This window comes from Streptomyces sp. NPDC054770 (assembly GCF_053611985.1).
Window position 1 is genome coordinate 13,868 of the sequence record NZ_JBSHBL010000093.1, and the last position, 23,622, is coordinate 37,489.

A 23,622-nucleotide genomic window follows, 5' to 3' on the forward strand; every position below is an offset into this window, starting at 1 on the left:
GCTTGGGCAGGGCCGTAGCGCTATGTGGTTGGCCGGATCCTTGCCGTAGGCGAGGACCCGGCTGCCGAGAGCGCCGTCGGTGGCGATCGGCACCCGGCCGTCGTCAGTGCCGTACGGCATGATGCGTGGCGTGACCGCACGACTGATGCTTCTCGACACCGCCTCGCTGTACTTCCGCGCCTACTTCGGCGTCCCGGACTCCGTGAAGGCGCCGGACGGCACGCCGGTGAACGCCGTGCGCGGGCTGCTGGACTTCATCGACCGACTGGTCAAGGACCACCACCCGGACCTCCTGGTGGCCTGCATGGACGCCGACTGGCGGCCTCAGTGGCGGGTCGATCTCATCCCCTCCTACAAGGCGCACCGGGTCGCCGAGGAGCGTGAGACGGGACCGGACGAGGAGGAGGTGCCGGACACCCTCTCCCCGCAGGTACCGGTGATCGAGGATGTTCTGGATGCGCTCGGCATCGCCCGGGTCGGCGTCGCCGGGTACGAGGCCGACGACGTGATCGGCACCTTCACCGCGCGGGCCGGGGGTCCGGTGGACATCGTGACCGGCGACCGGGACCTCTATCAGCTGGTGGACGACGCGCGCGGGGTGCGGGTCCTGTACCCGCTGAAGGGCGTCGGCACGCTCCAGACCACCGACGAGGCGTGGCTGCGCGAGAAGTACGGGGTGGACGGAAGCGGGTACGCGGATCTGGCGCTGCTGCGCGGGGATCCGAGCGACGGTCTGCCCGGGGTGCCGGGCATCGGTGAGAAGACGGCCGCGAAGCTGCTCGCCGAGTTCGGCGACCTGGCCGGGATCATGGCCGCGGTCGACGACCCGAAGGCGAAGCTCACGCCCTCGCAGCGCAAGCGGCTGGACGAGGCCCGGCCGTATGTCGCCGTGGCGCCGAAGGTGGTCAAGGTCGCCGGTGACGTACCGCTGCCGGACGTCGACACGGCACTGCCGAAGGCCCCCCGCGACCCGGCGCGGCTGGACGCCCTGGCCGCCCGCTGGGGTCTGGGCGGCTCGCTGCACCGCCTGCTGGTGACGCTGGAGGCCTGATCCCGAAGGAAATGTTCCGGCAAAAGACACTCATCAAGTGTTCATGGAAGAGGTGTTAACTAGAGCGGAGATGCTAACTTAGGTAAACCTAACCAATGGAGCAGGGAGGCCGGTCATGGCGGAGCGCCCGGGACGTAAGCCGCGTAAGCCCCATTCCGCCCAGGTGGTGCGCACCGAACGGTTGAGCCCCCACATGCAGCGTGTGGTGCTCGGCGGCGACGGACTGGCCGGTTTCGCCGCGGACACCTGCACCGATCATTACGTGAAGCTCCTCTTCGGGCCGGCGGGTGTCACGTACCCGGAGCCCTTCGACCTGGAACGGATCCGCGCCGAGTTCCCCCGCGAGCACTGGCCGGTCACCCGGACCTACACCGTGCGCTCCTGGAACCCCGAACAGCGGGAGCTGACCCTGGACTTCGTGGTGCACGGCGACGAGGGCCTGGCCGGGCCGTGGGCCTGCCGGGTCCAGCCCGGCGAGACCGTGCGCTTCATGGGTCCCGGCGGCGCCTACGCCCCGGACACCGGCGCCGACTGGCACCTGCTCGTCGGCGACGAGAGCGCGCTGCCCGCGATCGCCCGCTCCCTTGAGTCCCTGCCGGCCGGCGCGAAGGCGTTCGCCTTCGTGGAGGTCTCCGGCCCCGAGGAGGAGCAGAAGGTCGACTCCGACGTGGAGGTCGTCTGGCTGCACCGGGGCACGCGGCCGGTCGGCGAGGCCCTGGTCGCGGCCGTACGGGCGCTGGAGTTCCCGGAGGGCCGGGTGCACGCCTTCGTGCACGGCGAGGCGAGCTTCGTGAAAGAGCTGCGGGCGCTGCTGCGCGTCGAGTGCCAGATCCCGCGCGAGGACCTGTCGATCTCCGGCTACTGGCGTCTCGGGCACAACGAGGACGGCTGGCAGGCCTCCAAGCGCGAGTGGAACGCCCGGATCGAGGCGGAGCAGGAGGGCGGCGCCGCCGCGGCCTGAGCCGACCGGCGGCACCTCACGAGAAGGTGCCGCCGCTGCACGTCGGTCACACCGAGCGCTGATACGACCTGAAGGTCCTGATCGACAGCCACACGGCCGCGACCGCCAGCGCGAGCAGCGCCCCGCCGCGGCCGAGCACCGCACCCCAGTCGGGGTCCGCGGACATCGCCGAACGGCCCGCCACCATCGCCCAGTCGAGCGGGTTGAAGTCGGCGATGTGCCGTATCCAGCCGGGCATCTGGGACGGCGCCATGAAGGCGCTGGAGAGGAAGGTCAGCGGGAGCAGCAGGAAGGTGTTGATCCCGATGATCGACTCCCGCTCCCGCACCAGCATGCCGAGCGCGTTGGACAGCGCGCCGAAGATCGTGCCGAGCAGTACGGCGGCCACCACCAGGATCGCTATGCCCCCGATCCCGCCCGGGTAGTCGGCGCCGCCCAGCAGGCCGAGCAGCACGATGATCAGCGACTGGCCGGCGGTGACCAGGCCGTTGTTCACCACGTTGCCGTTCATCAGGGCGGCCCTGCTGGCCGGTGTGGTCAGGAAGCGGTTCAGGGTGCCGCGCTGGATCTCCTCCAACGTGCCCATGCCCGCCCACATGTTGGAGCTGAGGGCGCTCATCACGACCACGCCCGGCACCAGGTAGTCGAGGTAGGAGGTGGTGCCGAAGCCGCCCAGCTCGACGACCTTCCTGAAGAGGCTGCCGAACAGGAACAGCCAGATCACCGGCTGGATCAGGGTGATGACGGCGAACGCGGGCTGACGGGCGAACACCAGCAGCTGACGCTGGGTCATGTACCAGGTCTGGGAGATCGCGTTGCTCATCGGGCACCTCCGGCCAGGGCGAGGGAATCGGAGTCGGCGCTGTCGGCCGCCGCGTAACGGCGGCCCGCGTAGCGCAGATAGACGTCGTCGAGGGAGGGCCGGGCGACGGTCGCGGCCGTCACGGTCACCCCGGCCCGCTCCAGGGCGGCGAGCAGTGCCGGCATCGCGGCGGCCCCGTCGTCGGCGCGGGCGCTGATGCGGCGCACGTCGAACAGCACCTCGTGCACGCCCGGCAGTCCGGCCAGGGCGCCCGTGAGCAGGGTGCGGCCGGCTTCCCCGGGGGCCTCGCGCAGCTCCACGTGGACGGCGTCGCCGCGGAGTTCGCCCTTGAGGGAGTCCGGGGTGCCTTCGACCACGACCCGGCCGCGGTCGACGATGGCGATCCGCTCGGCGAGCCGGTCGGCCTCCTCCAGGTAGTGCGTGGTGAGCAGGATGGTCAGGCCTTCCTCACCGGCCAGCCTGCCGATCTCGTTCCACATCGCGGTGCGGGCCTCCGGGTCCAGGCCGGTGGTGGGCTCGTCCAGGAAGAGCACCTCGGGGCGGTGGACCAGGCCGAGGGCCACGTCGAGCCGGCGCCGCATCCCGCCGGAGTACCCCTTGACCTGACGGTCGGCCGCTTCGGTGAGGGTGAACCGGTCCAGCAGTTCGTCGACCCGGCGGTTGAGCCCGGCCCCGCTCAGGCCGTAGAGCCGGCCCTGGAGTCGGAGGTTCTCCCGGCCGGTGGCGACCGGGTCGGCGCCGGAGTTCTGGGCGACCACGCCGATCGCGCGGCGCACCCGGTCGGGGTGGCGCAGCACGTCGTGGCCGGCCACGGTGGCGCTGCCCGAGTCGGGGCGGGCCAGGGTGGTGAGGATCTTGACGGTGGTGGACTTGCCGGCGCCGTTGGGCCCGAGGAGCCCGAAGACGGTGCCGGATGCGACGGTGACGTCCATGCCGTTCAGCGCGGTGACGTCACCGGGATAGGTCTTGATCAGCTGGCGCGCCTGCACTGCGGGCGCACGGGTGTCCATGACAGGGCTCTCCTGAATGAGCGGATGACAGATGACAGGGGATGACAGCTGATCCGCCTGAGGAGCGCCGGGCTATCCTGGGTGTGCCGCACCTCGATCGCCCGGATCTGCCTCACGGCGGATTCAGCTCGGGGTTCGAGACCCTGGCGGAGCTGCTGCAACAGCTCTGCCGGGGTCTGTTTCTCTCGGAGCTCCTTCTATCGCTGCTCCACCTCCGTGAACTCCGGCGGGACCTCGCCGGTCTCGTGGAACCGGCGCCAGCCCTCGACGTCCGGCAGCGAGCCGTCCCGCATCTCCTGCACGAAGCCGCGGACCCAGTCGGTCTGGGCCTCCAGCATGTGCAGGTGGTACTCGACCTCGACGACGAACAGCCGGGGCAGCGTGTCGTGCAGCTTCTCCAGCACGGCCCGGCCGCCGGCGACCTCCACCTCCAGGGAGCTCAGCCGCTCCGCCAGCAGGCGCTCGACCTCGTCCGGCGGCAGGGCGCCCATCAGGGAGAGGGCCGTCTCGAAGATCGGGTACTCCTTCACCGGGACGGCCATCAGGTCGGACAGCCAGTGGACCATCTCCTCGCGCCCGGCGTCGGTGACGCCGTAGACCGTGCGCTCCGGGCGGTTGCCCTGCCGCTCCACGTCGGCCACCTCGACGAAGCCGTGCTTCTCCAGGTTCTGCATGACCGTGTAGAGCGAGCCGTAGTTGATCCGGGTGCTGGTGTCCTTGCCCTGACGGCGCAGGGTCTGGGCGATCTCGTACGGATGCATCGGCTTCTGCCAGAGGGTCGTCAGCACGACGAGCGCCAGAGGATTGCTGAGCTTGCGCCGCTTCATCGCCATACCGACCACCTCGCCTCCGAATATCCGTGACCGAACATATCGCGAGTCCATCAGAGCCGTCAATACACACGATGTATCGCGTCTGAGGCGGCTCCGCAAGAGCGTGAGGACTTGGGCCCGCCCCGGACACGCCCGCGTGACGCGTCCGAAACAGCGCGTCCCTAATTTCTGTCGCCCGACAGGTAATCCGCGATTCCCGTCCTCGACAGGACGTCCGCCTGACAGGCAGGTGCCGCCGTGACGACACTCGACGACCGCTCCGTGGAACCCGACAACCGCTCCCTGGAGGAGTTCGGCTACCGCCAGGAGCTGCACCGCAGCCTCGGCCGGTACGCCTCCTTCGCCGCCGGGTTCTCCTTCATCTCCGTACTGACGACCGTCTTCCAGTTCTTCGCCTTCGGGTACGCGTTCGGCGGCCCGGTCTTCTTCTGGGCCTGGCCGGCCGTGCTGGTCGGCCAGCTGCTGGTGGCCGCGTGCTTCGCCGAACTGGCCGGGCGCTACCCGATCTCCGGCGCCATCTACCAGTGGTCCTCACGCCTGTCGAACCCGTCCTTCGGCTGGTTCGCCGGCTGGATCATGGTGATCGGGCAGGTCGTGGTGGTCGCCGCGGCCGCGCTCGCGCTGCAGATGGTGCTGCCCGCGCTGTGGTCCGGCCTCCAGCTGATCGGCACGGATGCCGCGCCGACCTCGGCCGACGGAGCCGCCAACGCCGCCGTGCTGGGCGTCGTCCTGCTGGTGCTGACCACCCTCGTGAACATCCTGGACAACCGGGTGATGTCCGTGATCAACCGGGTCGGGGTGACCGCCGAGATCATCGGCGCGGTGCTGATCATCGTGCTGCTGCTCACCCACTCCAAGCGCTCCCCTGGCATCACGTTCCACACCGGTACGGCCGCCGAGGGCGGTCTGCTGGGGGCTCTGCTGGTCGGTTCGTTCACGGCCGCGTACGTGATGATCGGCTTCGACAGCGCGGGCGAGATGAGCGAGGAGACGCACCAGCCGCGGCGGACCGCGCCGCGCACGATCCTCACGGCGCTGTCCGCCGCGGGCCTGCTCGGCGGCCTGGTCATCCTGGCCGGCCTGCTGGCCGCGCCCAGCCTGACCGACGGGCACCTGGGGGTCGACGGGCTGAGCTACGTCCTGACCAGCAGCCTCGGGGACGGGGTGGGCCGGGTGTTGCTGGCCGACGTGGTGGTGGCCATCGCGGTGGCGACGCTGGCGATCCAGACCGCGGCCTCGCGCATGCTGTTCTCCATGGCGCGGGACGGGCAGCTGCCGTTCGCCGACCGGCTGGCGCGGGTGAACCCCCGTACCGGGATGCCGGGTGCGCCGGCCGTGGTGGTGGGGGTGCTCGCCGGAGCGCTGCTGCTGCTCAACTTCGCCTCGCCGGACGCGTTCCTGGCGATCGGCACCACGTGCATCGTGATGCTGTACCTCGCCTACGCGATGGTCACCGGGCCGCTGCTGGTGCGGCGGCTGCGGGGCGAGTTCCGGGTGGAGGGGACGGACGAGACCGGGGCGCCGTTGTTCTCGCTGGGGCGGTGGGGGGTGCCGGTGAACGCGGTCGCGCTGCTGTACGGGCTGGTGATGACCGTGAATCTGGCGTGGCCTCGGGGGGCGGTGTACGACCCCAGTGGGGGCCACTGGTACTTCCGGTGGTTCACCGTGCTGTTCCTGGTCGGGACTGTGGTGCTGGGCGGCATTTGGCGGCTTGCCCGGACGGGGTCCAGGAGTGCGGTCGCTGTGCCGGAGGCTGTGGCGTAGTCGGTCGGGTGCGGGTGGAGTGTGGCTGGTGGCGCCCACGCGGCGGAGCCGCATATCGACAGAGCCCCGCGCCCCTGAAAACAGGGCGTCTACGCTTGGCGGTAATGAGACGCAAGACCTCTGCTCCCCCCTCCCCCCTCCCCCAGCGGCAAGGGGTGGACCCCGTTCGGGTGCGGTTGCCCTTCGCCGACACCTGGGCCACCGTCGGTGACTACCTCGTGGCGCGGCTCTCCGGAGCCGCGCCCGGCGTCGTCGTCGAGATGCTGGACTCCGGGTCGGTGGTGGACACCGACGGACACCCCGTCCCCGCCGACACGCCCTACTCCCCCGGCCGCTACCTCTTCTTCCACCGCGACCTGCCCCCCGAGGTCCCGGTCCCCTTCCCCCTCGAGATCGTCCACCGCGACGCGCACCTCGTCGTCGCCGACAAGCCGCACTTCCTCGCCACCACCCCGCGCGGCAGTCACGTCGTCGAGACCGCCCTGGCCCGGCTGCGGCGGGAGCTGGGCATCCCCGAACTCGGGTCCGCGCACCGGCTGGACCGGCTCACCGCCGGGCTCGTGCTGTTCGTCGTGCGGCCCGGGGAGCGGGGGGCGTACCAGACGCTGTTCAGCGAGCGGCGGGTGCGCAAGGAGTACGAGGCGATCGCGCCGTACGATCCCACGCTCGCCGTTCCCCGGACCGTGCGCAGTCGCATCCTGAAGGAGCGCGGGGTGCCCGCGGCCCGGGAGATCGAGGGGGAACCCAACGCCGAGACACTTGTCGAACTGGTCGAACGCAGAGGAGACCTGGGGCGCTACCGGCTCACCCCGCACACCGGGCAGACCCATCAACTGCGCGTCCACATGAGCGCCTTGGGGGTGCCGATTCTCGGCGATCCGCTGTATCCGGTCGTGACCGGCCCCGTGCCGGACGGTGACTTCCGGCGTCCGCTGCAACTGCTGGCGCGGAGCCTGGAGTTCACCGATCCGGTCACGGGGGTGGAGCATCGGCTGCGCAGCGGGCGGACGCTGCGGGCCTGGGAGTCGTACCGGGACTGGGCCGGTCGGCTGGACCGCTAGCGGCCCAGCCACCAGCGGCGCAGCCGCGGCCAGATGCCCTGCGGCCTGGCGGGTTGCGGTGCCGGGAGCGGAGCCGGCGGGGGTGCCACGGGCCGGGGCTCGGGCGCCGGTGCGGGGGCTGCCGGGATGGCGGCGGGGATCTGCCAGTCGGTGCGCTGCGGCGGGACCAGGGCCGGGCTCGGCATCAGGGTGACGTCCTGCTTCGGCTTCGGGTCGAAGCGCACCGGCAGTTCCACCAGGTGCCGGGAGGCGATCGAGGCGCGCCAGCGCAGCTCCTCCTCCTCGCAGTCGAGCTGGATGTCGGAGAGGCGGGTCAGCAGCTGGTCGACGCCGACGTCCGCGATGGCACGGCCGATGTCCTGGCCGGGACACTCGTGCGGGCCGCCGCCGAAGGCCAGGTGGGAGCGGTTGCCCTGCATGTTGGCGCTCAGGTCGGGGCGGACGCGCGGGTCGACGTTGCCCGGCGCGGGTGCGTACAGCAGTCCGTCGCCCCTGCGGATGCGCTGGCCGCCGAGTTCCGTGTCCTGCTTGGCGAAGTAGGCGAAGACGGTGCTGAACGGCGGTTCGTCCCACAGGGACTGCTCGATCGCCTCGGGCACGGTCATCTGGCCGCCGTTGAGCTGGGCGCGGAAGCCGGGCTCGGTGAGGACCATGCGCAGCGCGTTGGCGAGGAGGTTGGCGGTGGTCTCGTAGGCGGCGTAGAGGACGACCCGCAGGTGCTGGGCGACCTCGTCGTCGTTGAGTCCGGCCGGGTGGTTGACGAGGTAGCTGGTGAAGTCGTCCTCGGAGCGGGCCCGGCGCCGGGCGGTGAGCCGGGTCAGGCAGCCCATGACGTACTCGTTGCTGGCGATCGCGGTCTCGGTGCCCTTGAGCGCGTCCCGGGCGGCCTCCACGATCCGGTCGTTGTACTCCTCGGGCATGCCGAGGAGTTCGCACATGACGGCCATCGGCAGGTGCTCGGAGTACTGGGAGACCAGTTCGGCGCGGCCCTTCTCGCAGAACTCGTTGACCAGCAGCTGGGTGTAGCGGCCGATGAGGCGGCGGATGCTGCGGTGGTCGATGGTGGTCATGGCGCCCTGGACCGCCGCGCGCAGCCGCAGGTGTTCGTCGCCCTCGGCGTGCGAGCAGATGGGCTGCCAGGCGATGTGCGGCATGAGGGGGTGGTCGGGCTTGACCATGCCCTCGCGCAGCGGGGTCCAGATGCGGCTGTCCCGGGTGAAGACGGCGGGGGTGCGGACCATCTGGAGGTTCTCGGTGAGCCCGAGGACCACCCAGATCGGTACGTCGTCGTGGAGCAGGACGGGTGCCACGGAGCCGTGTTCCTCGCGCAGCCTCTCGTACAGCTGGCCCAGGTGGTCCGCGTCGGCGCCGTAGAGCCGCTGGAGTCCGCCGGGGCCGCGGTCGTGCGCCGGACAGCCGGGCGGCGGGACCGGGTCCGTGCTGGCGCCGGCCGGGAAGGGGGATTCAGGCGTCACAGTGATCGCTCCGAAGAGATCCGAAAGAGTTCGAGAGAATCCGGAAGAAGGGTCGGAAGAGGTGTCAGGTGAGCGCGCCGGACATGGCGAGCGAGTGCAGGAAGCGCATCAGGGTCATCAGGACGTCCCGGCTGGAGGCCCGGCGGCGGGCGTCGCACTCGATGATGGGGATATCGGGGGACAGGTCCAGCGCGGCGCGCAGTTCCTCGATGGGGTAACGGGGCCCGTCCGGGAAGGAGTTGACGGCGACGACGAACGGCACCCCGCGCTCCTCCAGGCGTCCCATGACGTCGAAGCTGACCTCCAGGCGCCGGGTGTCGATGAGGACGACCGCACCGAGGGCGCCTTCGAACAGGCCGTTCCACAGGAACCAGAAGCGCTCCTGGCCGGGGGTGCCGAAGAGGTAGAGGACCAGTTGGTCGGTGATGCTGATGCGGCCGAAGTCCATGGCCACGGTGGTGGCGGTCTTCGATTCGGAGCCGTAGTTGTCGTCGACGCCGATGCCGGCCTGGGTCATGGTCTCCTCGGTGGTCAGCGGTCTGATCTCGCTGACGGAACCGACCATGGTGGTCTTGCCGACTCCGAAGCCGCCCACGATCACGATCTTCACCGCGGCCTGTGCGGTGTGCGGCAGATGGTCCTCGGTGCGGGGGCCGGGGATCGCCTCAGAGCTTTTGAAGTCCATGCATCACCGCTTCGAGAAGTGATCGGTCGGGGAGCGCCTGGCGGACGATCGGGACGCGCGCCTGCACCAGTTCGGCCGTGATCAGCTCGGTGATCAGTGCCGTCATCGCGCTGAACGGCAGGTTGAGGTAGGCCGAGAGCTCGGCCACGGACAGGGGGGCCAGACAGAGCCGGAGCAGCGCCGCCTGCTCGGGGGTGACGGAGGGCGGTGCGGCGGCGCGCGCCACGATTAAGGTGACCAGGTCGAGTTCGGCCCGGGCGCCGTCGGCACCGCTGATGACGTAGAGCCGTTCGGGGTTCTTGTTGTCGCCCTCCTCGCCGCCGCTCTCAGGGGGCGGCGGCGTGGCCGGGAGCGGGGACGGTACGTGTTCCGGACTGGGCCGGCGCCGTTTGCGTTGCGGAGGAGTCATACGGTCTGCCCGTTCCGCCGGGGCGGACTGGTGAGGTGGGTGCCGATGCGGACGACGAGGTCGCGCATCATCTCGCTCATCCGGCCCGGCTCGCAGGTGACGTCGGCGAGCACGGCGAGGTAGGCGTTGGCGCCGGCGGACATGAGGTAGAAGTAGCCTCTGTCGATCTCGATCAGGACGAGGTTCATGTCGCCGTTGCTGATGGGGAGTTCCTGGGCGACGGCACTGGCCAGGCTCTGCACGCCCGCGCAGGCCGCGGCGAGCCGGTCGGCGGCGTCGGGGTCGCCGCCGTGCCGGGCGATGCGCAGACCGTCCGCGGAGAGCACGACGATCATCTCGACGCCCGGTACGCCGTCGGCGAGTTGCTTGAGCATCCAGTCGAAGTTGCCTCGCTGCTGGATCACTTGAGGTCCCCCTCGTCATCGGCCTCGGGGCCGGCCGGATCGTTGATCAGATGCTGGTACTTGGTGGGGTTCCGGGTGAAGTCGGTGGGGTGGACACCCGGGTTGTTCTTCTTGAGCCCCTCGAAGAACGCCTCGACCCAGAGGCCGGGCTCACGGCGCTCCGGCTCCGGCTGCTCGGGCTCGGGCTCCTTGTGCTGCGACCAGATGGTCGGGTTGCCCTCGCGTTCGGCGCGCTCGATGGCGGCCTGCTCGGCGTAGCGCTGGCTGAGCGGGGTCTTCATCTTGCTGCGCCGCTGCGGCAGCCCGCCCGCCGTCCATTCGGTGACCTCGGGGACGTCGTCCTCCATGGAGATACCGGCCGGGATGCGGGGGCTGGTGGGCCGGCGCTTCTTGGGCGGCCGCTTGGGGCCTTCGAGGGCGCCGAGCTCGGGCTTCGGGATACCGGTGGCGCCGATGCCGTGGGCGATGCCGGGGGCCGGGTCGGTGGTCATCATGTCGCTGGGCACGATGAGGACGGCCCGGACGCCGCCGTACGCGGAGGCGCGCAGCGAGACGTCCATGTCGTACGTGGTGCACAGGCGGCCGACGACGGAGAGGCCGAGGCGCGGGTTCTCGCCCAGCACCTGGATGTCCTTGCCCTGCTTGGCCTTCTCCAGCAGGCCCTCGAGGCGGCCGCGGGCCTCCTCGTTGAGGACGACACCGGCGTCCTCGATCTCGATGCACACGCCGGACTGCACCTCGACGGCGGTGACGTGCACCTTGGTGGAGGGCGGCGAGTAGCGGGTGGCGTTGTCGAGGAGTTCGGCGGCCGCGTGGATGAGCGGCTCGACGGAGGTGCCCTTGATGTTGACCTGGCAGATGGAGTGCAGTTCGATGCGCCGGTACTCCAGGATCCGGGACATGGCGCCGCGCAGCACGCTGTAGAGGGCGACGGGGTTGGGCCACTGGCGGCCGGGGCGGCCGCCGCCGAGCACGGAGACCGAGTCGGCGAGGCGTCCGATCAGCGCGGTGCCGTGGTCGATGCGCAGCAGGTCGTCGAAGACCTCGGGGTTGCGGCCGTGGTCCTCCTCCATCTCCCGCAGTTCGTGGGCCTGCTGGTGGACGATGGCCTGGACGCGCCGGGCGACGCTGACGAACGAGCGCTCCAGGGAGTCGCGCTGGAGGTCCTCCTCGTCGACGATGTCGAGCATGACGCGGATCAGCCGGCGCTGCGACTCGGGGGCGTTGCGCATCCGCGGGTCCAGCTCGAAGACCTGGCGAACCACCTCTTTGGGTGACTCGCCGGCCTTCAGGCGGTAGAGCGCGGTCGGGAAGACCTCACTGGCGAGGCGGTCGATCTCCTCTTCGCCCGCGGTGAGGCGTCGTTCCAGATACGCACGGTGACGGTCGTACTCGGCCCGGGCGTCCCGGAGCCTTCGGCCGCGGCGCACCGCTTCCGCCGCCGTCGCGAGCACCAGCAGCATGCCGACGGCGCCGCACGTGCCGACGGCGATCCGGGCGGACCCCGCCACCAGGACGACGGCGGCGGCGGTCGCCGCGGCCATCAGTATGGCGGGCAGCAACAGTACGCGTGCCAGGGAAAGTTCACGGCCGTTGGGAGGCGATTGCACACTCACCATGTATGCCTTCTGAGACGAATCGGCTGGGTGTCGGGGAAGCTCGTGGGGGGAAGGTTCATGGAGCAGTCTGGATCTTCCGTATGTTTGGGAACAGGCGCACGAATTCACCTCAACTCGGTGCGCCGCGGGCGAGCTTAGTCCGACCGGATCAACGCCGTGTCATATTCGGCAAGCACCTGAAAACGCCCAAAGGACTGGAGTACCCTCGGTCATTTTGCACACAGAGAGTTTGTTCGCACACGTTCCGTGACGGCGTACGGACGCGCGAGAGTGACTCACCGTGACGGGTGAAACGGCTCTCCGAGGCGAAACCTCCGCCGGGTTCAGACCCCTACGATCCGCAGCGCGGCGTCGGCCGTGGCGCGGGCGAACTCGCGGGCGGGGCGCTCCGGTTCGGAGCGGTGGACGAGGATCACGCCCTCGATCAAGCCGAAGACGAGATCGGTCCGCAGCTCCAGCTCCCCCTTGGCCAGCGCGCCGCCGGCCGCCGTGGCGGCGATCAACTGCCGGTAGGCGTCCTTGAGTTCGGCCCGTACGGCATGGAAGCCGGCGAACCGCTCGGTGCGCACCTCGGGCAGCAGGTAGAGCGCGCCGAGGTTGTGCGGCCCGGCGCACAGCAGCTCCACGTCGGCCCGGCACAGGACCCGCAGCCGCTCCTCGGCCGGGGCCGCGTCATCCGCGAGCAGCTCCCGGGCGCAGGCCAGGGACGGCGTGACGGTGGACTCAAGGAGCTCGGCGAGCAGATCTTCCTTACCGGAGACGTAGTGGTACATCGACGCCTGCCGCATGCCCGCCCGCTCGGCGACGGCCCGGGTGGTGGTGGCCGCGTAGCCGCGGGTGGTGAACAACTCGGCCGCGGCAGCCAGCAGTTCGGCCCGCGGCTCGAGCCCGCTGTCCGGTCGCTGCGCGGCCCGCGGCCGGCCCACCCGGCGGCCACTGCTCGTCCCCATGCGTTCGATCCTCGCACACGGCGTCGTACGGCGATCACTCCGACGCCCCGCCCGCCGGGCCGCCCGCCCCCGGTGAGCCCTCGGTAACCGGGCCGGAACGCCACGGCAACACCGCCGACCCGGCCCGCACCTAATTTCTGTCGGGCGACAGAAATATCCCTGAGTCGGACTCGAGTCCAAGGAGCCGGAGGTCAGCGATGGCGACAGCGACCACGTACGGGGCCCGGGCGCACGCCCGCGCCCAGGAGGGCACCCGCGCCGAGGCCATGCCCGTCGTACCGGCCGCCGACTGGCCCGACCCGCCCTGCGAGGCGGGCCACCTGGTGTGGGCCGAGACGGTGGCCGGCGGCAACTACACGCACCGCGTCCTGGCCCGCGGCACCGAGCTGCGCCTGACCGACCCGGGCGGCGACGCCTGCGCCCACCTCCTGCTGTACGCCGACGGCCGCCCCTGGGAGCGGCTGAACGTCGCCGACACGGTCAAGGTCCAGTGGAACGCCTACCTCGGCGAGGGCGTGCTGCTCCTCTCCGACCAGGGCCGGGTGCTGGCCTCCGTGGTCGCCGACACCTCCGGCCGGCACGACGCGCTGTGCGGCACCTCCACCCTCGTACGGAACACCCACAGGTACGGCGACGGCACCCCGCAGTCGCCCTCCCCCGCCGGCCGCGAGCTCTTCAAGCTGGCGGCTGCCAAGAACGGCCTCGAACCGCGCGACCTGCCGCCGTCCCTGTCGTTCTTCCAGGGCGTGGAGGTGCGCGACGACGGCACGCTGGACTTCACCGGCTCGGCCGGCCCCGGCGGCAGCGTCACGCTCCGCGCCGAGCAGGACGTGACCGTACTGATCGCGAACGTCCCGCACCCGGCCGACCCGCGCACCGACTACGTCAGCACCCCCCTGGAGGTACTGGCCTGGCGCGCCGCCCCCACCCCGCCCGGCGACCCGCTCTGGGACGCCACCCCCGAAGGCCGCCGCGCCTTCCTCAACACCGCCGAATTCCTCGCCGCGAGGGGGCTCGCATGAGCACGCAGACCGTCGTCCCGGCCCGCGCCGCCTGGTCCGCCGTGATCCGCGAGGGCGACAGCCTCACCATCACCGACCTGCACGGCAACCAGGCCGTCGACTTCCTCGTCTACGACGCCCACGACACGGCGGTCCGCTACAGCGCGCCGGACACCATCCACGCCCAGGGTTCCCTCTTCCTCACCACCGGCAGCGTGCTGCTCTCCAACGAGCACACCCCGCTGATGACCGTGACCGCCGACGAGGTCGGCCGCCACGACACGGTGGGCGGCGCCTGCTCCAAGGAGTCCAACACCCTGCGCTACGGCCACCACACCTGGTCGCAGCACGCCTGCGTGGACAACTTCCTGGCGGAGGGCGCGAAGTACGGCCTCGGCAAGCGCGACCTGGTCTCCAACATCAACTGGTACATGAACGTGCCGGTCGAGAAGGACGGCACCCTCGGCATCGTCGACGGCCTCTCGGCCCCGGGCCTGAAGCTGACCCTGCGCGCCGAACGCGACGTCCTGGTCCTGGTCTCCAACTGCCCCCAGATCAACAACCCCTGCAACGGCTTCGACCCGACGGCCGTGCAGATGACGGTCACCGGGGCCGCGGGATGACCTCCTTCGAGAAGCTGCTGATCGCCAACCGCGGCGAGATAGCCGTCCGCATCATCCGCACCGCCCGCGAACTGGGCCTGCGCACGGTCGCCGTCTACTCCGACCCCGACCGCTCGGCCCCGCACGTACGTCTGGCCGACGAGGCGGTGCGCCTCGGCCCGGCCCCGGCGAAGGAGTCCTACCTCGACGCGGACCTGGTGCTGAAGGCCGCCAAGGACACCGGCGCGGGCGCCATCCACCCCGGCTACGGCTTCCTCTCCGAGGACGCCGGCTTCGCCCGGCGCTGCGAGGAGGCCGGGATCGTGTTCGTCGGCCCGGCCCCGGAGCAGCTGGAGCTGTTCGGCGCCAAGCACACGGCACGGGCGGCGGCGCAGGCGGCCGGGGTACCGCTGGCACCGGGCACCGGGCTGCTGCGCGACCTGGACGAGGCCCTCCGAGAGGCGGCCGCGATCGGCTACCCGGTCATGCTCAAAGCCACCGGCGGTGGCGGCGGCATCGGCATGTCGGCATGTCGATCGGCCGATGAACTGACCGACGCCTGGGACCGCGTCCAGCGGGTGGCCGCCGCCTCCTTCTCCTCCGCCGGGGTCTTCCTGGAACGCCTGGTCGAGCACGCCCGCCACGTCGAGGTCCAGGTCTTCGGCGACGGCGCCGGCCGGGTCGTCACCTTCGGCGACCGCGACTGCTCCCTCCAGCGCCGCAACCAGAAGGTCGTCGAGGAGGCCCCCGCCCCCGGCCTGCCCCCGCACGTCCGCGCGCAACTCGCCACCGCCGCCCGCGACCTGTGCGCCTCGGTCGGCTACCGCTCGGCGGGCACGGTCGAGTTCGTGTACGACGCGGCCCGCGAGGAGGCCTACTTCCTGGAGGTCAACACCCGCCTCCAGGTGGAGCATCCGGTCACCGAGGAGATCTACGGCGTCGACCTGGTCGCCTGGATGCTGCGCCTCGCGCGCGGCGAGAGCGACGTCGTCCGCGACCCGGGCGCACCGCGCGGCCACGCCGTCGAGGCCCGCGTCTACGCCGAGGACCCGTCCCGCGAACACCGGCCCAGCGCGGGCCTGTTGACCAGGGTGGAGTTCCCGGACGGGGTACGCGTCGACGGCTGGGTGGAGACCGGCACCGAGGTGACGACGTCGTACGACCCGATGCTCGCGAAGGTCATCGCGTACGGCCCCGACCGCGCCCAGGCGCTGCGCCGGCTGGACGAGGCGCTGGCCGGCACCCGCGTCGACGGTATCGAGACGAACCTCGGCCTGGTCCGGGCGGCCCTCGCCGGCCGGGACTTCCGCTCGGCCGCCCACTCCACGGCGACCCTCGCCACGGTCACCGACCCCACCCCCCGGATCGAGGTCGTCGCCGCCGGCACCCTCACCACCGTCCAGGACTGGCCGGGCCGCACCGGCTACTGGCAGGTCGGCGTCCCCCCGAGCGGCCCGATGGAGGACCGCTCCTTCCGCCTCGGCAACCACGCCCTGGGCAACCCGGAGAGCGCGCCCGGCCTCGAATGCACCCTCCAGGGCCCGTCCCTGCGCTTCACCCACCCCACCACCGTCTGCGTGACCGGCGCCCCGGCCCCGGTGACGGTCGACGGCACACCGGTCGCCCAGTGGGAACCGGTGACGGTCCCGGCCGGCGGCCTGCTGGAGATCGGCGCCCCGGCCGAGCACGGGCTGCGGACCTACGTCCTGTTCGCCGGCGGCGGCCTGGACGTGCCCGCCTTCCTCGGCAGCGCGAGCACCTTCACCCTGGGCCGGTTCGGCGGTCACGGCGGCCGGGCCCTGCGCACGGGCGACGTCCTGCACGGCGGAGCGGTGACGGACGGCGAGCCGGTCGCCGAACGCCCGCGCTTCACCGCCGACTGGCAGCTCGCGGCCGTCGAAGGCCCGCATGCCGCCCCGGAGTTCTTCACCGAGGACGACATCCGGGACTTCTACGCGGCCGAGTGGAAGGTGCACTTCAACTCGGCGCGCACCGGGGTCCGGCTGGTCGGCCCCAAGCCGCGCTGGGCGCGCACCGACGGCGGCGAGGCGGGCCTGCACCCGTCCAACATCCACGACACCCCGTACTCGGTCGGCGCCGTCGACTACACCGGCGACATGCCGGTGCTGCTCGGCCCCGACGGACCCTCCCTCGGCGGCTTCGTCTGCCCGGCGACGGTCCTGAGCGGCGAGCGCTGGAAGCTGGGCCAGCTCCGCCCCGGTGACACGGTCCGCTTCACCCCGGTCGACACGACGGGGGCGCCCCGCCCCGAGATCGTCGACGGCGGTGTGCTGGCCCGGGACGGTGACGTGACCTACCGGCGCAGCGGCGACGACAACCTGCTGGTCGAGTTCGGTCCCATGCAGCTGGACCTCGCCCTGCGGATGCGCGTCCACGCGCTGATGGAGGCGGTGACGGCGGCGGACCCGACCGGGGTCACCGACCTCACGCCGGGCATCCGCTCGCTCCAGATCCGGACCGACCCGAGCACCCTCTCGCAGGCCGAACTCCTGCTCCTGGTAAGGGAGATCGTCCTCGGGCTGCCGCCCACCGACGAACTGGTGGTCCCCTCCCGCACGGTCCACCTCCCCCTCTCCTGGGACGACCCGGCGACCCGCGAGGCCATCGCCCGCTACATGGCGGGCGTCCGCGACGACGCCCCCTGGTGCCCCTGGAACATCGAGTTCATCCGCCGGATCAACGGCCTGACCGCGGTCGACGACGTCTACCGGACGGTGTTCGACGCGGAGTACCTGGTCCTGGGCCTGGGCGACGTGTACCTGGGCGCCCCGGTGGCCACCCCGCTCGACCCGCGCCACCGCCTGGTCACCACCAAGTACAACCCGGCCCGCACCTGGACCGCCGAGAACTCCGTCGGCATCGGCGGCGCCTACCTGTGCATCTACGGCATGGAGGGGCCCGGCGGCTACCAGTTCGTCGGCCGGACGACCCAGGTGTGGTCGGGCTGGCAGCAGCGCGGCGCCTTCGAGCCGGGCTCGCCCTGGCTGCTGCGCTTCTTCGACCGCATCAAGTGGTATCCGGTGTCGGCCGACGAACTCCTCGACCTGCGCGCCGACATCGTCTCCGGCCGTTTCGTCCCGCGCATCGAGGAGGGCACCTTCTCCCTCTCCGCGTACCAGGCCTTCCTCGCCGAACACGACGGGTCCATCGCGGAGTTCAGGTCACGGCAGCAGACGGCCTTCGCGGCGGAGCGCGACGCGTGGGAAGCGGCGGGCGAGTTCGCGCGGGCGGAGGCCTCGGCGGCACCGGCCGCCGCCCCGGCCGAGGTGTCCGTCCCGCCGGGCGGCCGCCTGATAGAGGCCGAGTTCGCGGCCTCGGTATGGCAGTTGAACGTCGCACCGGGCGACGAGGTGACGGCGGGTCAGCCGCTCCTCGCCCTGGAGGCGATGAAGATGGAGTCCAGGGTGCACGCGCCGATGCCCGGTGTGGTGGCGGAGATCCTGGCCCGGCCCGGCGACCAGGTGGAGGCGGGGACGGCACTGCTCGTCCTGGCGCCGGCCGCGAACTGAGCGACAGGAGCAAGAGCATGTCCAGCACCGTCTCCCGTGTCCGTGCCGCCTACGCGCGCATCGAAGCGGTCGACCGCCCCGAGATCTGGATCGACCTGCGCCCGCGGGCAGAGGTGGAGGCGGAGGCCCGCGCCGTCGACGAGCGGGTGGCCGCGGGGGAACACCTCCCCCTCGCGGGCCGCCTGTTCGCCGCCAAGGGCAACATCGACGTACACGGGCTGCCCACGACCGCGGGCTGCCCGGCGTACGCCTACACACCGGAGGCCGACGCCCCGGTGGTGGCCCGGCTGCGCGCGGCCGGTGCGCTCGCCCTCGGCACCACCAACCTCGACCAGTTCGCGACCGGCCTGGTGGGCACCCGCTCCCCGCACGGCGCGGTCCGCAACGCGATCGACCCCGCCCGGATCAGCGGCGGCTCCAGCTCCGGCTCGGCCGTCGCCGTGGCCCTCGGCATCGTCGACCTCGCCCTCGGCACGGACACCGCGGGCTCCGGCCGGGTCCCGGCGGCCTTCAACGGCATCGTCGGCCTGAAGCCGACCCGCGGCCTGGTGCCGACGGCCGGTGTCGTCCCGGCCTGCGCGTCGCTCGACTGCGTGACGGTGTTCGCCCGGACGCTGGCGGAGGCGGAGCAGGCCCTGTGCTATGTCACATACCACCCGGACCGTCCCCTCCCGTCCCTCCCCCCGCGCCCCCCGGCCCCCTGGCGCATCGCGGTCCCGCCCCTCCCCCAGCTCGGCGAGCTGGACGAGGGCTGGGCGGAGGCCTACGAGGCGGCGGTGGACCGGCTGAGGGCAGCGGGCGCCTCGATCCGCCCCCTCGACCTGACCCCGTTCACCGAGGCCGCGGCGATGCTCTACGAGGGCGCGTTCGTCGCCGAGCGCTACACGGCGGTGGGTGCCTTCATCGACAAGTTGATCTCCTCCGGCGGCGAGGGCCTCGACCCCACCGTGGCCGGCATCATCACCCGGGCCCGCGACATCCCGGCCCACCGGCTCTTCGCCGACCAGGAGCGGCTGGCGGACCTGCGCGCCCGCGCCCTGGCCGAACTCGCCGACGCGGACGCCCTGCTGCTCCCCACCGCCCCCGGCCACCCGACCCTGGCCGAGGTGGCGGCCGACCCCCTGGGCGCCAACGCCCGCCTGGGCCGCTTCACCAACTCCACGAACCTCTTCGACCTGGCGGCGGTGGCGGTACCGGCCGGCGAGGTGAACGGTCTGCCGTTCGGCGTGATGCTGATCGGCCCGGCGTTCACGGACGGCCGGCTGGCCACGATCGCCCGGGCCCTGGAGCCGCGGGTGAGCCTGGCGGTGGTCGGCGCCCACCTGACGGGTCAGCCGCTCAACCCCCAGCTCCTGGCGCTGGGGGCGGTACTGGACCGCACGACGACGACGGCTCCGTCGTACCGCCTGCACGCCCTTGCGACGACTCCGCCCAAGCCGGGTCTGGTGAACGTGGGAGCGGGCGGGGCGGCGATCGAGGCGGAGGTGTGGAGCCTGCCGGCCGAGGGCCTGGGCCGCTTGCTGGCCGCGCTCCCCCGGCCCATGGCCCTGGGCAGCGTGGAACTGGCCGACGGCACCAGCGTCCCCGGCTTCCTGTGCGAGCCGGGCGCGCTTGCGGACGCCGAGGACATCACGCACCACGGAGGCTGGCGAGCCTTCCTGGCGGAGGGCTGACGGCCGTGCCCGGCCCTCGGAAAACCCGGAAAACCACTGGAACGGCGCCGCTGTGCGCCGTTACCGTGCTGCCGGCCCCAGTCGTCTGACCAAGGACGTGCCGTTGTACACCGTGTGAGACCTCCCGAGCGCTGATCGGTCGCGCGTCGCGCCTGTGCTGTGCGCCGCGCCTCTTCTTGCTGCGGATTTCTCACTGGAACCGGTGTACTTCTGTGCTCACCAACTGGGTGGTCATGCCCACCTGCCTGCCGCTTGTCCTGCGCCGATGCCACACGTGCGGGTCGGAACGCTTCCGGGCGAGCGGCAAGTTCCGCGTCAACGCACACCACAAGCTCATCGACGCCTGGCTCCTCGTGCTCTGCACCGGGTGCGGGGAGACGGCGAAGCTGACGCTCCTGGAGCGGGCGAACGTGCGCTCCGTACGGCCCGAACTGCTGGAGCGGCTGCATGGCAACGACCCCGGTCTGGCGGCCGAGCTGCTCCGGGATCCGGTCGTGCGGCACCGTAACCGCATCGCCCTCGACTGGGACAACGCCTGGCGCCTCGACACCGGCGGATCGGATCACCTGGACCGTGAGGTGATCGACGTCTCGGTCCGCTTCGCGGCGCGGATCCCGGTCCGGCCGGTGCGGCTGGTCTCCGAGGGCTGCGCTCTGCCGCGGGCCGAGGTCGAGCGGCTGGTCGCAGAGGGGAAGATCGTGTCGGCGGTCCGGCTGAACAGCAGGCTCTCCGGCGACTTCACCTTCACGCTCAAGCGCTGAGCCCGTACCGAAAGCGGGGGCCTGTCCGGCGGATCGGATCCGCCGGACAGGCCTCACGGGCTCACATCCGTCATCCCACCGACGAGTAGGCGACGACTCCCCGCAGCACCAGGTCGACCGCCTTGCGTGCGTTCTTCGCCACGGTCGAACCCTCCACCGGGGCCGCGGCCGAGATCTGTCCCAGTACGTCGATGACCTGTTTGCACCACCGGACGAAGTCGCCGGCCGGCATCTCCGCCTCCCGCAGCACCTCGTCCAGCCCCATCCCGGTGGCCCACATGTACGCGGCCCAGGCGAACCCCAGGTCGGGTTCGCGCTGCCCGACCCCCTCGGTCTGCGTGATCCGGAAGTCCTCCTCGAGGGCGTCCAGCCGCCCCCAGATCCGCACCATCTCGCCGAGCGCGGCCTTCGCCTTCCCGGAGGGCAGCTTGGGCGCCATCGCGTCGTCGCTGACCCGGGCCTCGTACACCAGCGCCGAGACGCACGCGGCGAGTTCGGCGGGGCCGAGCCCCTCCCAGACACCCGCGCGCAGGCACTCGCTGGCGAGCAGGTCGAGTTCGCCGTACAGCCGCGCCAGCCGCTTGCCGTTCTCGGTGACCTCGTCGCCGCGCAGGTAGTCCAGCTCGGTCAGCAGTGCCACGATCCGGTCGAAGGTGCGGGCGATGGTGTTGGTCCGCCCTTCGATCCGCCGCTCCAGCTGTGAGGTGTCCCGGATCAGCCGGTGGTAGCGCTCGGCCCAACGGGCGTGGTCCTCACGGTCGTTGCAGCCGTGGCAGGGGTGCGCGCGGATCGCGGTGCGCAGCCGCGCGATCTCGCGGTCGTCGGCCGCCTGGGACCGCTGCTTGCGGGCCCGCTCCGGCGGAATGTGCCCGGCCTTGGTGCGCAGCGCGGAGGCGAGGTCCCGACGGGACTGCGGGGAGCGGGGGTTGAAGGACTTGGGGATCCGCATCCGCTCCAGCGCCTCGACCGGCACCGGGAAGTCGATGGAGGCGAGCCGCTTGACCTGCCGCTCGGCCGTCAGCACCAACGGCCGGGGCCCGTCGTGCTGTTCGAAGCCGCGGTGGCCGTTGGACCGCCCGGCGGGCAGCCCGGGGTCAAGGACCAGCGCGAGCCCGGCGTACTTGCCGGTCGGGACGTGGATGACGTCGCCCGGCTTGAGCTTCTCCAGTGCCACGGCGGCCTCGGCGCGCCGCTGGGACACGCCCTGCCGGGCCAGTTCGGTCTCCCGGTCCTTCAACTCCCGCCGAAGCCGCGCGTACTCCTCGAAGTCGCCGAGGTGGCAGGTCATGGACTCCTTGTAGCCGGCGAGCCCTTCCTCGTTGCGCTGCACCTGACGGGAGATCCCGACGACCGACTTGTCGGCCTGGAACTGCGCGAACGACGTCTCCAGCAGCTCCCGGGAGCGGTGCCGCCCGAACTGGTCGACCAGGTTGACGGCCATGTTGTACGACGGCTTGAAGCTGGACCGCAGCGGATAGGTGCGGGTGCCGGCCAGCCCGGCGAGGTGCTCGGGGCTCATGCCGCGCTGCCACAGCACCACCGCGTGGCCCTCGACGTCGATGCCGCGCCGGCCCGCACGGCCCGTCAGCTGGGTGTACTCGCCCGGGGTGATGTCGGCGTGCTGCTCGCCGTTCCACTTGACGAGTTTCTCCAGCACGACCGAGCGGGCGGGCATGTTGATGCCGAGCGCGAGGGTCTCGGTGGCGAACACGGCCTTCACCAGGCCGCGTACGAACAGTTCCTCGACGACCTCCTTGAAGGTCGGGAGCATGCCGGCGTGGTGGGCGGCGATGCCGCGCTCCAGGCCCTCCAGCCACTCGTAGTAGCCGAGGACGTGCAGGTCCTCCGGCGGGATCGACGAGGTGCGCTCCTCGACGAGGGCGCGCACCCGCTCCCGCGCCTCGTCGTCGTTGAGCCGCAGTCCCGCGTACAGGCACTGCTGGACGGCGGCTTCGCAGGCGGCGCGGCTGAAGATGAAGGTGATGGCGGGCAGCAGGCCCTCGGCGTCGAGCCGTTCGATGACTTCGGGGCGGCCCGGTGTCCAGGCCCGGGACCGCTGCCTGCGCTCCCGCTCCCGGTCGGCCTCGCGCATGGCACGGCCGCGTCTGCGGTCCTGGAACGACGGCCTGGTGGCCTCCATCCGGGCCAGCCGGGCGAGGTCGGGGTTGACGGCCTTCTTGTGGCCCTCGCCCTCCTCGAACAGGTCGTACATCCGGCGTCCGGCGAGTACGTGCTGGAACAGCGGGACGGGCCGGTGCTCGGAGACGATGACCTCGGTGTCGCCGCGGACGGTGTCGAGCCAGTCGCCGAACTCCTCGGCGTTGGAGACGGTGGCCGACAGGGAGACCAGGGTCACGGACTCCGGGAGGTGGATGATCACCTCTTCCCAGACGGCGCCGCGGAAGCGGTCGGAGAGGTAGTGCACCTCGTCCATGACCACGTAGCCGAGGCCGATGAGGGTCTGGGAGCCCGCGTACAGCATGTTCCGCAGGACTTCGGTGGTCATGACGACCACGGCGGCGTCCGGGTTGATGCTGTTGTCACCGGTGAGCAGGCCGACCATGCCGTCGCCGTAGCGGCGGCAGAGGTCGGCGTACTTCTGGTTCGACAGCGCCTTGATGGGTGTCGTGTAGAAGCACTTCTTGCCCTGCCTGAGGGCGAGGTGGACGGCGAACTCGCCCACGATCGTCTTGCCGGAGCCGGTGGGGGCGGCCACCAGTACGCCCTTTCCGGCTTCGAGCGCCTGGCAGGCCTCGATCTGGAAGGGGTCGAGGCCGAAGTCGTACATCTCGCGGAACGACGCGAGCGCGGTGGCCTGCTCGGCGGCCCGCCTGCGGGCCGCCGCATACCGCTCGGCCGGTGAGAGGTCCTCTGTCATCGTGCTTTCGAGCGTACCGGTCCCCACTGACAACAGGACGATCATTATCCGGAACATGGGACAACGGACGACGAAGAGGTGGCCCCGGGGGGTGTAGCGGGGAGCAATAGATTGGTTGGGGAGGCCAGGCAG

General features: G+C 71.5%; 19 protein-coding genes. 9 read left to right on the forward strand and 10 right to left on the reverse strand.

The window, feature by feature from the left end; all coding sequences use genetic code 11:
- The first annotated feature begins 121 nt into the window (after positions 1–121).
- Together ACWGKQ_RS44720 and ACWGKQ_RS44725 are read left to right on the forward strand one after the other, a co-directional pair.
- Complete coding sequence (locus tag ACWGKQ_RS44720) at positions 122–1,051, forward strand: 5'-3' exonuclease (RefSeq protein WP_453297836.1); 930 nt, start codon at positions 122–124, stop codon at positions 1,049–1,051.
- A gap of 115 nt (positions 1,052–1,166) precedes the next feature.
- Entirely contained in the window at positions 1,167–2,012 is an 846-nt protein-coding gene (locus tag ACWGKQ_RS44725) for a siderophore-interacting protein (protein ID WP_453297817.1), read from the forward strand.
- Between the two features lie 46 nt (positions 2,013–2,058).
- On the opposite strand, the gene ACWGKQ_RS44730 is transcribed toward ACWGKQ_RS44725, so the two are convergent.
- The 3 genes from ACWGKQ_RS44730 to ACWGKQ_RS44740 form a co-directional block, all read right to left on the reverse strand.
- On the reverse strand, positions 2,059–2,835 hold the full coding sequence (locus ACWGKQ_RS44730; protein WP_453297818.1) for an ABC transporter permease: 777 nt from the start codon (positions 2,833–2,835) through the stop codon (positions 2,059–2,061).
- Positions 2,832–3,845, reverse strand: coding sequence for an ATP-binding cassette domain-containing protein (locus tag ACWGKQ_RS44735; protein WP_453297819.1), 1,014 nt, complete (start codon positions 3,843–3,845; stop codon positions 2,832–2,834). Before ACWGKQ_RS44735 ends, ACWGKQ_RS44730 begins: the two co-directional genes overlap by 4 nt.
- Positions 3,846–4,042: 197 nt before the next feature.
- The gene (locus tag ACWGKQ_RS44740) at positions 4,043–4,678 is read right to left on the reverse strand and encodes a PadR family transcriptional regulator (RefSeq protein ID WP_453297820.1); all 636 of its coding nucleotides are present in this window, start codon (positions 4,676–4,678) and stop codon (positions 4,043–4,045) included.
- 237 nt (positions 4,679–4,915) lie between these two features.
- On the opposite strand from ACWGKQ_RS44740, the gene ACWGKQ_RS44745 reads away from it, so the two are divergent.
- Positions 4,916–6,442, forward strand: a complete 1,527-nt coding sequence (locus tag ACWGKQ_RS44745) for an amino acid permease (protein WP_453297821.1) — start codon at positions 4,916–4,918, stop codon at positions 6,440–6,442.
- A 104-nt stretch (positions 6,443–6,546) separates the two neighbouring features.
- Positions 6,547–7,503 carry an RluA family pseudouridine synthase gene (locus tag ACWGKQ_RS44750; protein WP_453297822.1) on the forward strand — a complete coding sequence of 319 codons (957 nt, stop codon included), beginning with the start codon at positions 6,547–6,549 and terminating at the stop codon, positions 7,501–7,503.
- Here the strand turns inward: ACWGKQ_RS44750 and ACWGKQ_RS44755 are convergent.
- From ACWGKQ_RS44755 to ACWGKQ_RS44780, 6 genes are all read right to left on the reverse strand, one after another.
- Positions 7,500–8,978 (reverse strand): cytochrome P450, encoded by a 1,479-nt coding sequence (locus tag ACWGKQ_RS44755; protein ID WP_453297823.1) that lies wholly within the window; start codon positions 8,976–8,978, stop codon positions 7,500–7,502. The genes ACWGKQ_RS44750 and ACWGKQ_RS44755 overlap by 4 nt on opposite strands.
- 64 nt (positions 8,979–9,042) lie before the next feature.
- Positions 9,043–9,663 (reverse strand): GTP-binding protein, encoded by a 621-nt coding sequence (locus ACWGKQ_RS44760; protein ID WP_453297824.1) that lies wholly within the window; start codon positions 9,661–9,663, stop codon positions 9,043–9,045.
- Positions 9,644–10,072 carry a DUF742 domain-containing protein gene (locus tag ACWGKQ_RS44765; protein ID WP_453297825.1) on the reverse strand — a complete coding sequence of 143 codons (429 nt, stop codon included), beginning with the start codon at positions 10,070–10,072 and terminating at the stop codon, positions 9,644–9,646. Before ACWGKQ_RS44765 ends, ACWGKQ_RS44760 begins: the two co-directional genes overlap by 20 nt.
- A complete protein-coding gene (locus ACWGKQ_RS44770) occupies positions 10,069–10,476 on the reverse strand; it encodes a roadblock/LC7 domain-containing protein (RefSeq protein ID WP_453297826.1) in 408 nt (135 codons plus the stop codon). The genes ACWGKQ_RS44765 and ACWGKQ_RS44770 overlap by 4 nt, the downstream gene beginning before the upstream one ends.
- Entirely contained in the window at positions 10,473–12,095 is a 1,623-nt protein-coding gene (locus ACWGKQ_RS44775) for a sensor histidine kinase (RefSeq protein ID WP_453297827.1), read from the reverse strand. The genes ACWGKQ_RS44770 and ACWGKQ_RS44775 overlap by 4 nt, the downstream gene beginning before the upstream one ends.
- Before the next feature lie 323 nt (positions 12,096–12,418).
- Positions 12,419–13,045: a TetR/AcrR family transcriptional regulator gene (locus ACWGKQ_RS44780; protein ID WP_453297828.1), complete on the reverse strand. Its 627-nt coding sequence runs from the start codon at positions 13,043–13,045 to the stop codon at positions 12,419–12,421.
- A gap of 197 nt (positions 13,046–13,242) precedes the next feature.
- Here ACWGKQ_RS44780 and ACWGKQ_RS44785 point away from each other — a divergent pair, with 197 nt between their 5' ends.
- From ACWGKQ_RS44785 to ACWGKQ_RS44805, 5 genes are all read left to right on the forward strand, one after another.
- The gene (locus ACWGKQ_RS44785; protein WP_453297829.1) at positions 13,243–14,067 is read left to right on the forward strand and encodes an urea amidolyase associated protein UAAP1; all 825 of its coding nucleotides are present in this window, start codon (positions 13,243–13,245) and stop codon (positions 14,065–14,067) included.
- The gene (locus ACWGKQ_RS44790; protein ID WP_453297830.1) at positions 14,064–14,669 is read left to right on the forward strand and encodes an urea amidolyase associated protein UAAP2; all 606 of its coding nucleotides are present in this window, start codon (positions 14,064–14,066) and stop codon (positions 14,667–14,669) included. Before ACWGKQ_RS44785 ends, ACWGKQ_RS44790 begins: the two co-directional genes overlap by 4 nt.
- On the forward strand, positions 14,666–18,178 hold the full coding sequence (locus tag ACWGKQ_RS44795) for a 5-oxoprolinase/urea amidolyase family protein (protein ID WP_453297831.1): 3,513 nt from the start codon (positions 14,666–14,668) through the stop codon (positions 18,176–18,178). The genes ACWGKQ_RS44790 and ACWGKQ_RS44795 overlap by 4 nt, the downstream gene beginning before the upstream one ends.
- 17 nt (positions 18,179–18,195) lie before the next feature.
- On the forward strand, positions 18,196–19,851 hold the full coding sequence (gene atzF, locus ACWGKQ_RS44800; RefSeq protein WP_453297832.1) for an allophanate hydrolase: 1,656 nt from the start codon (positions 18,196–18,198) through the stop codon (positions 19,849–19,851).
- A 212-nt stretch (positions 19,852–20,063) separates the two neighbouring features.
- A complete protein-coding gene (locus ACWGKQ_RS44805) occupies positions 20,064–20,612 on the forward strand; it encodes a DUF1062 domain-containing protein (RefSeq protein ID WP_453297833.1) in 549 nt (182 codons plus the stop codon).
- Positions 20,613–20,682: 70 nt separating this feature from the next.
- Here ACWGKQ_RS44805 and ACWGKQ_RS44810 read toward each other — a convergent pair whose 3' ends face one another.
- The gene (locus ACWGKQ_RS44810; RefSeq protein ID WP_453297834.1) at positions 20,683–23,535 is read right to left on the reverse strand and encodes a DEAD/DEAH box helicase; all 2,853 of its coding nucleotides are present in this window, start codon (positions 23,533–23,535) and stop codon (positions 20,683–20,685) included.
- Positions 23,536–23,622: the final 87 nt, after the last annotated feature.

Coding starts and splice junctions, on each gene's coding strand:
- ACWGKQ_RS44720 (WP_453297836.1), top strand. CDS start 122: ATGCGTGGCGTGACCGCACGACTGATGCTTCTCGACACCGCCTCGCTG.
- ACWGKQ_RS44725 (WP_453297817.1), top strand. CDS start 1,167: ATGGCGGAGCGCCCGGGACGTAAGCCGCGTAAGCCCCATTCCGCCCAG.
- ACWGKQ_RS44730 (WP_453297818.1), bottom strand. CDS start 2,835: ATGAGCAACGCGATCTCCCAGACCTGGTACATGACCCAGCGTCAGCTG.
- ACWGKQ_RS44735 (WP_453297819.1), bottom strand. CDS start 3,845: ATGGACACCCGTGCGCCCGCAGTGCAGGCGCGCCAGCTGATCAAGACC.
- ACWGKQ_RS44740 (WP_453297820.1), bottom strand. CDS start 4,678: ATGGCGATGAAGCGGCGCAAGCTCAGCAATCCTCTGGCGCTCGTCGTG.
- ACWGKQ_RS44750 (WP_453297822.1), top strand. CDS start 6,547: ATGAGACGCAAGACCTCTGCTCCCCCCTCCCCCCTCCCCCAGCGGCAA.
- ACWGKQ_RS44760 (WP_453297824.1), bottom strand. CDS start 9,663: ATGGACTTCAAAAGCTCTGAGGCGATCCCCGGCCCCCGCACCGAGGAC.
- ACWGKQ_RS44765 (WP_453297825.1), bottom strand. CDS start 10,072: ATGACTCCTCCGCAACGCAAACGGCGCCGGCCCAGTCCGGAACACGTA.
- ACWGKQ_RS44775 (WP_453297827.1), bottom strand. CDS start 12,095: ATGGTGAGTGTGCAATCGCCTCCCAACGGCCGTGAACTTTCCCTGGCA.
- ACWGKQ_RS44780 (WP_453297828.1), bottom strand. CDS start 13,045: ATGGGGACGAGCAGTGGCCGCCGGGTGGGCCGGCCGCGGGCCGCGCAG.
- ACWGKQ_RS44785 (WP_453297829.1), top strand. CDS start 13,243: ATGGCGACAGCGACCACGTACGGGGCCCGGGCGCACGCCCGCGCCCAG.
- ACWGKQ_RS44790 (WP_453297830.1), top strand. CDS start 14,064: ATGAGCACGCAGACCGTCGTCCCGGCCCGCGCCGCCTGGTCCGCCGTG.
- ACWGKQ_RS44795 (WP_453297831.1), top strand. CDS start 14,666: ATGACCTCCTTCGAGAAGCTGCTGATCGCCAACCGCGGCGAGATAGCC.
- atzF (WP_453297832.1), top strand. CDS start 18,196: ATGTCCAGCACCGTCTCCCGTGTCCGTGCCGCCTACGCGCGCATCGAA.
- ACWGKQ_RS44810 (WP_453297834.1), bottom strand. CDS start 23,535: ATGATCGTCCTGTTGTCAGTGGGGACCGGTACGCTCGAAAGCACGATG.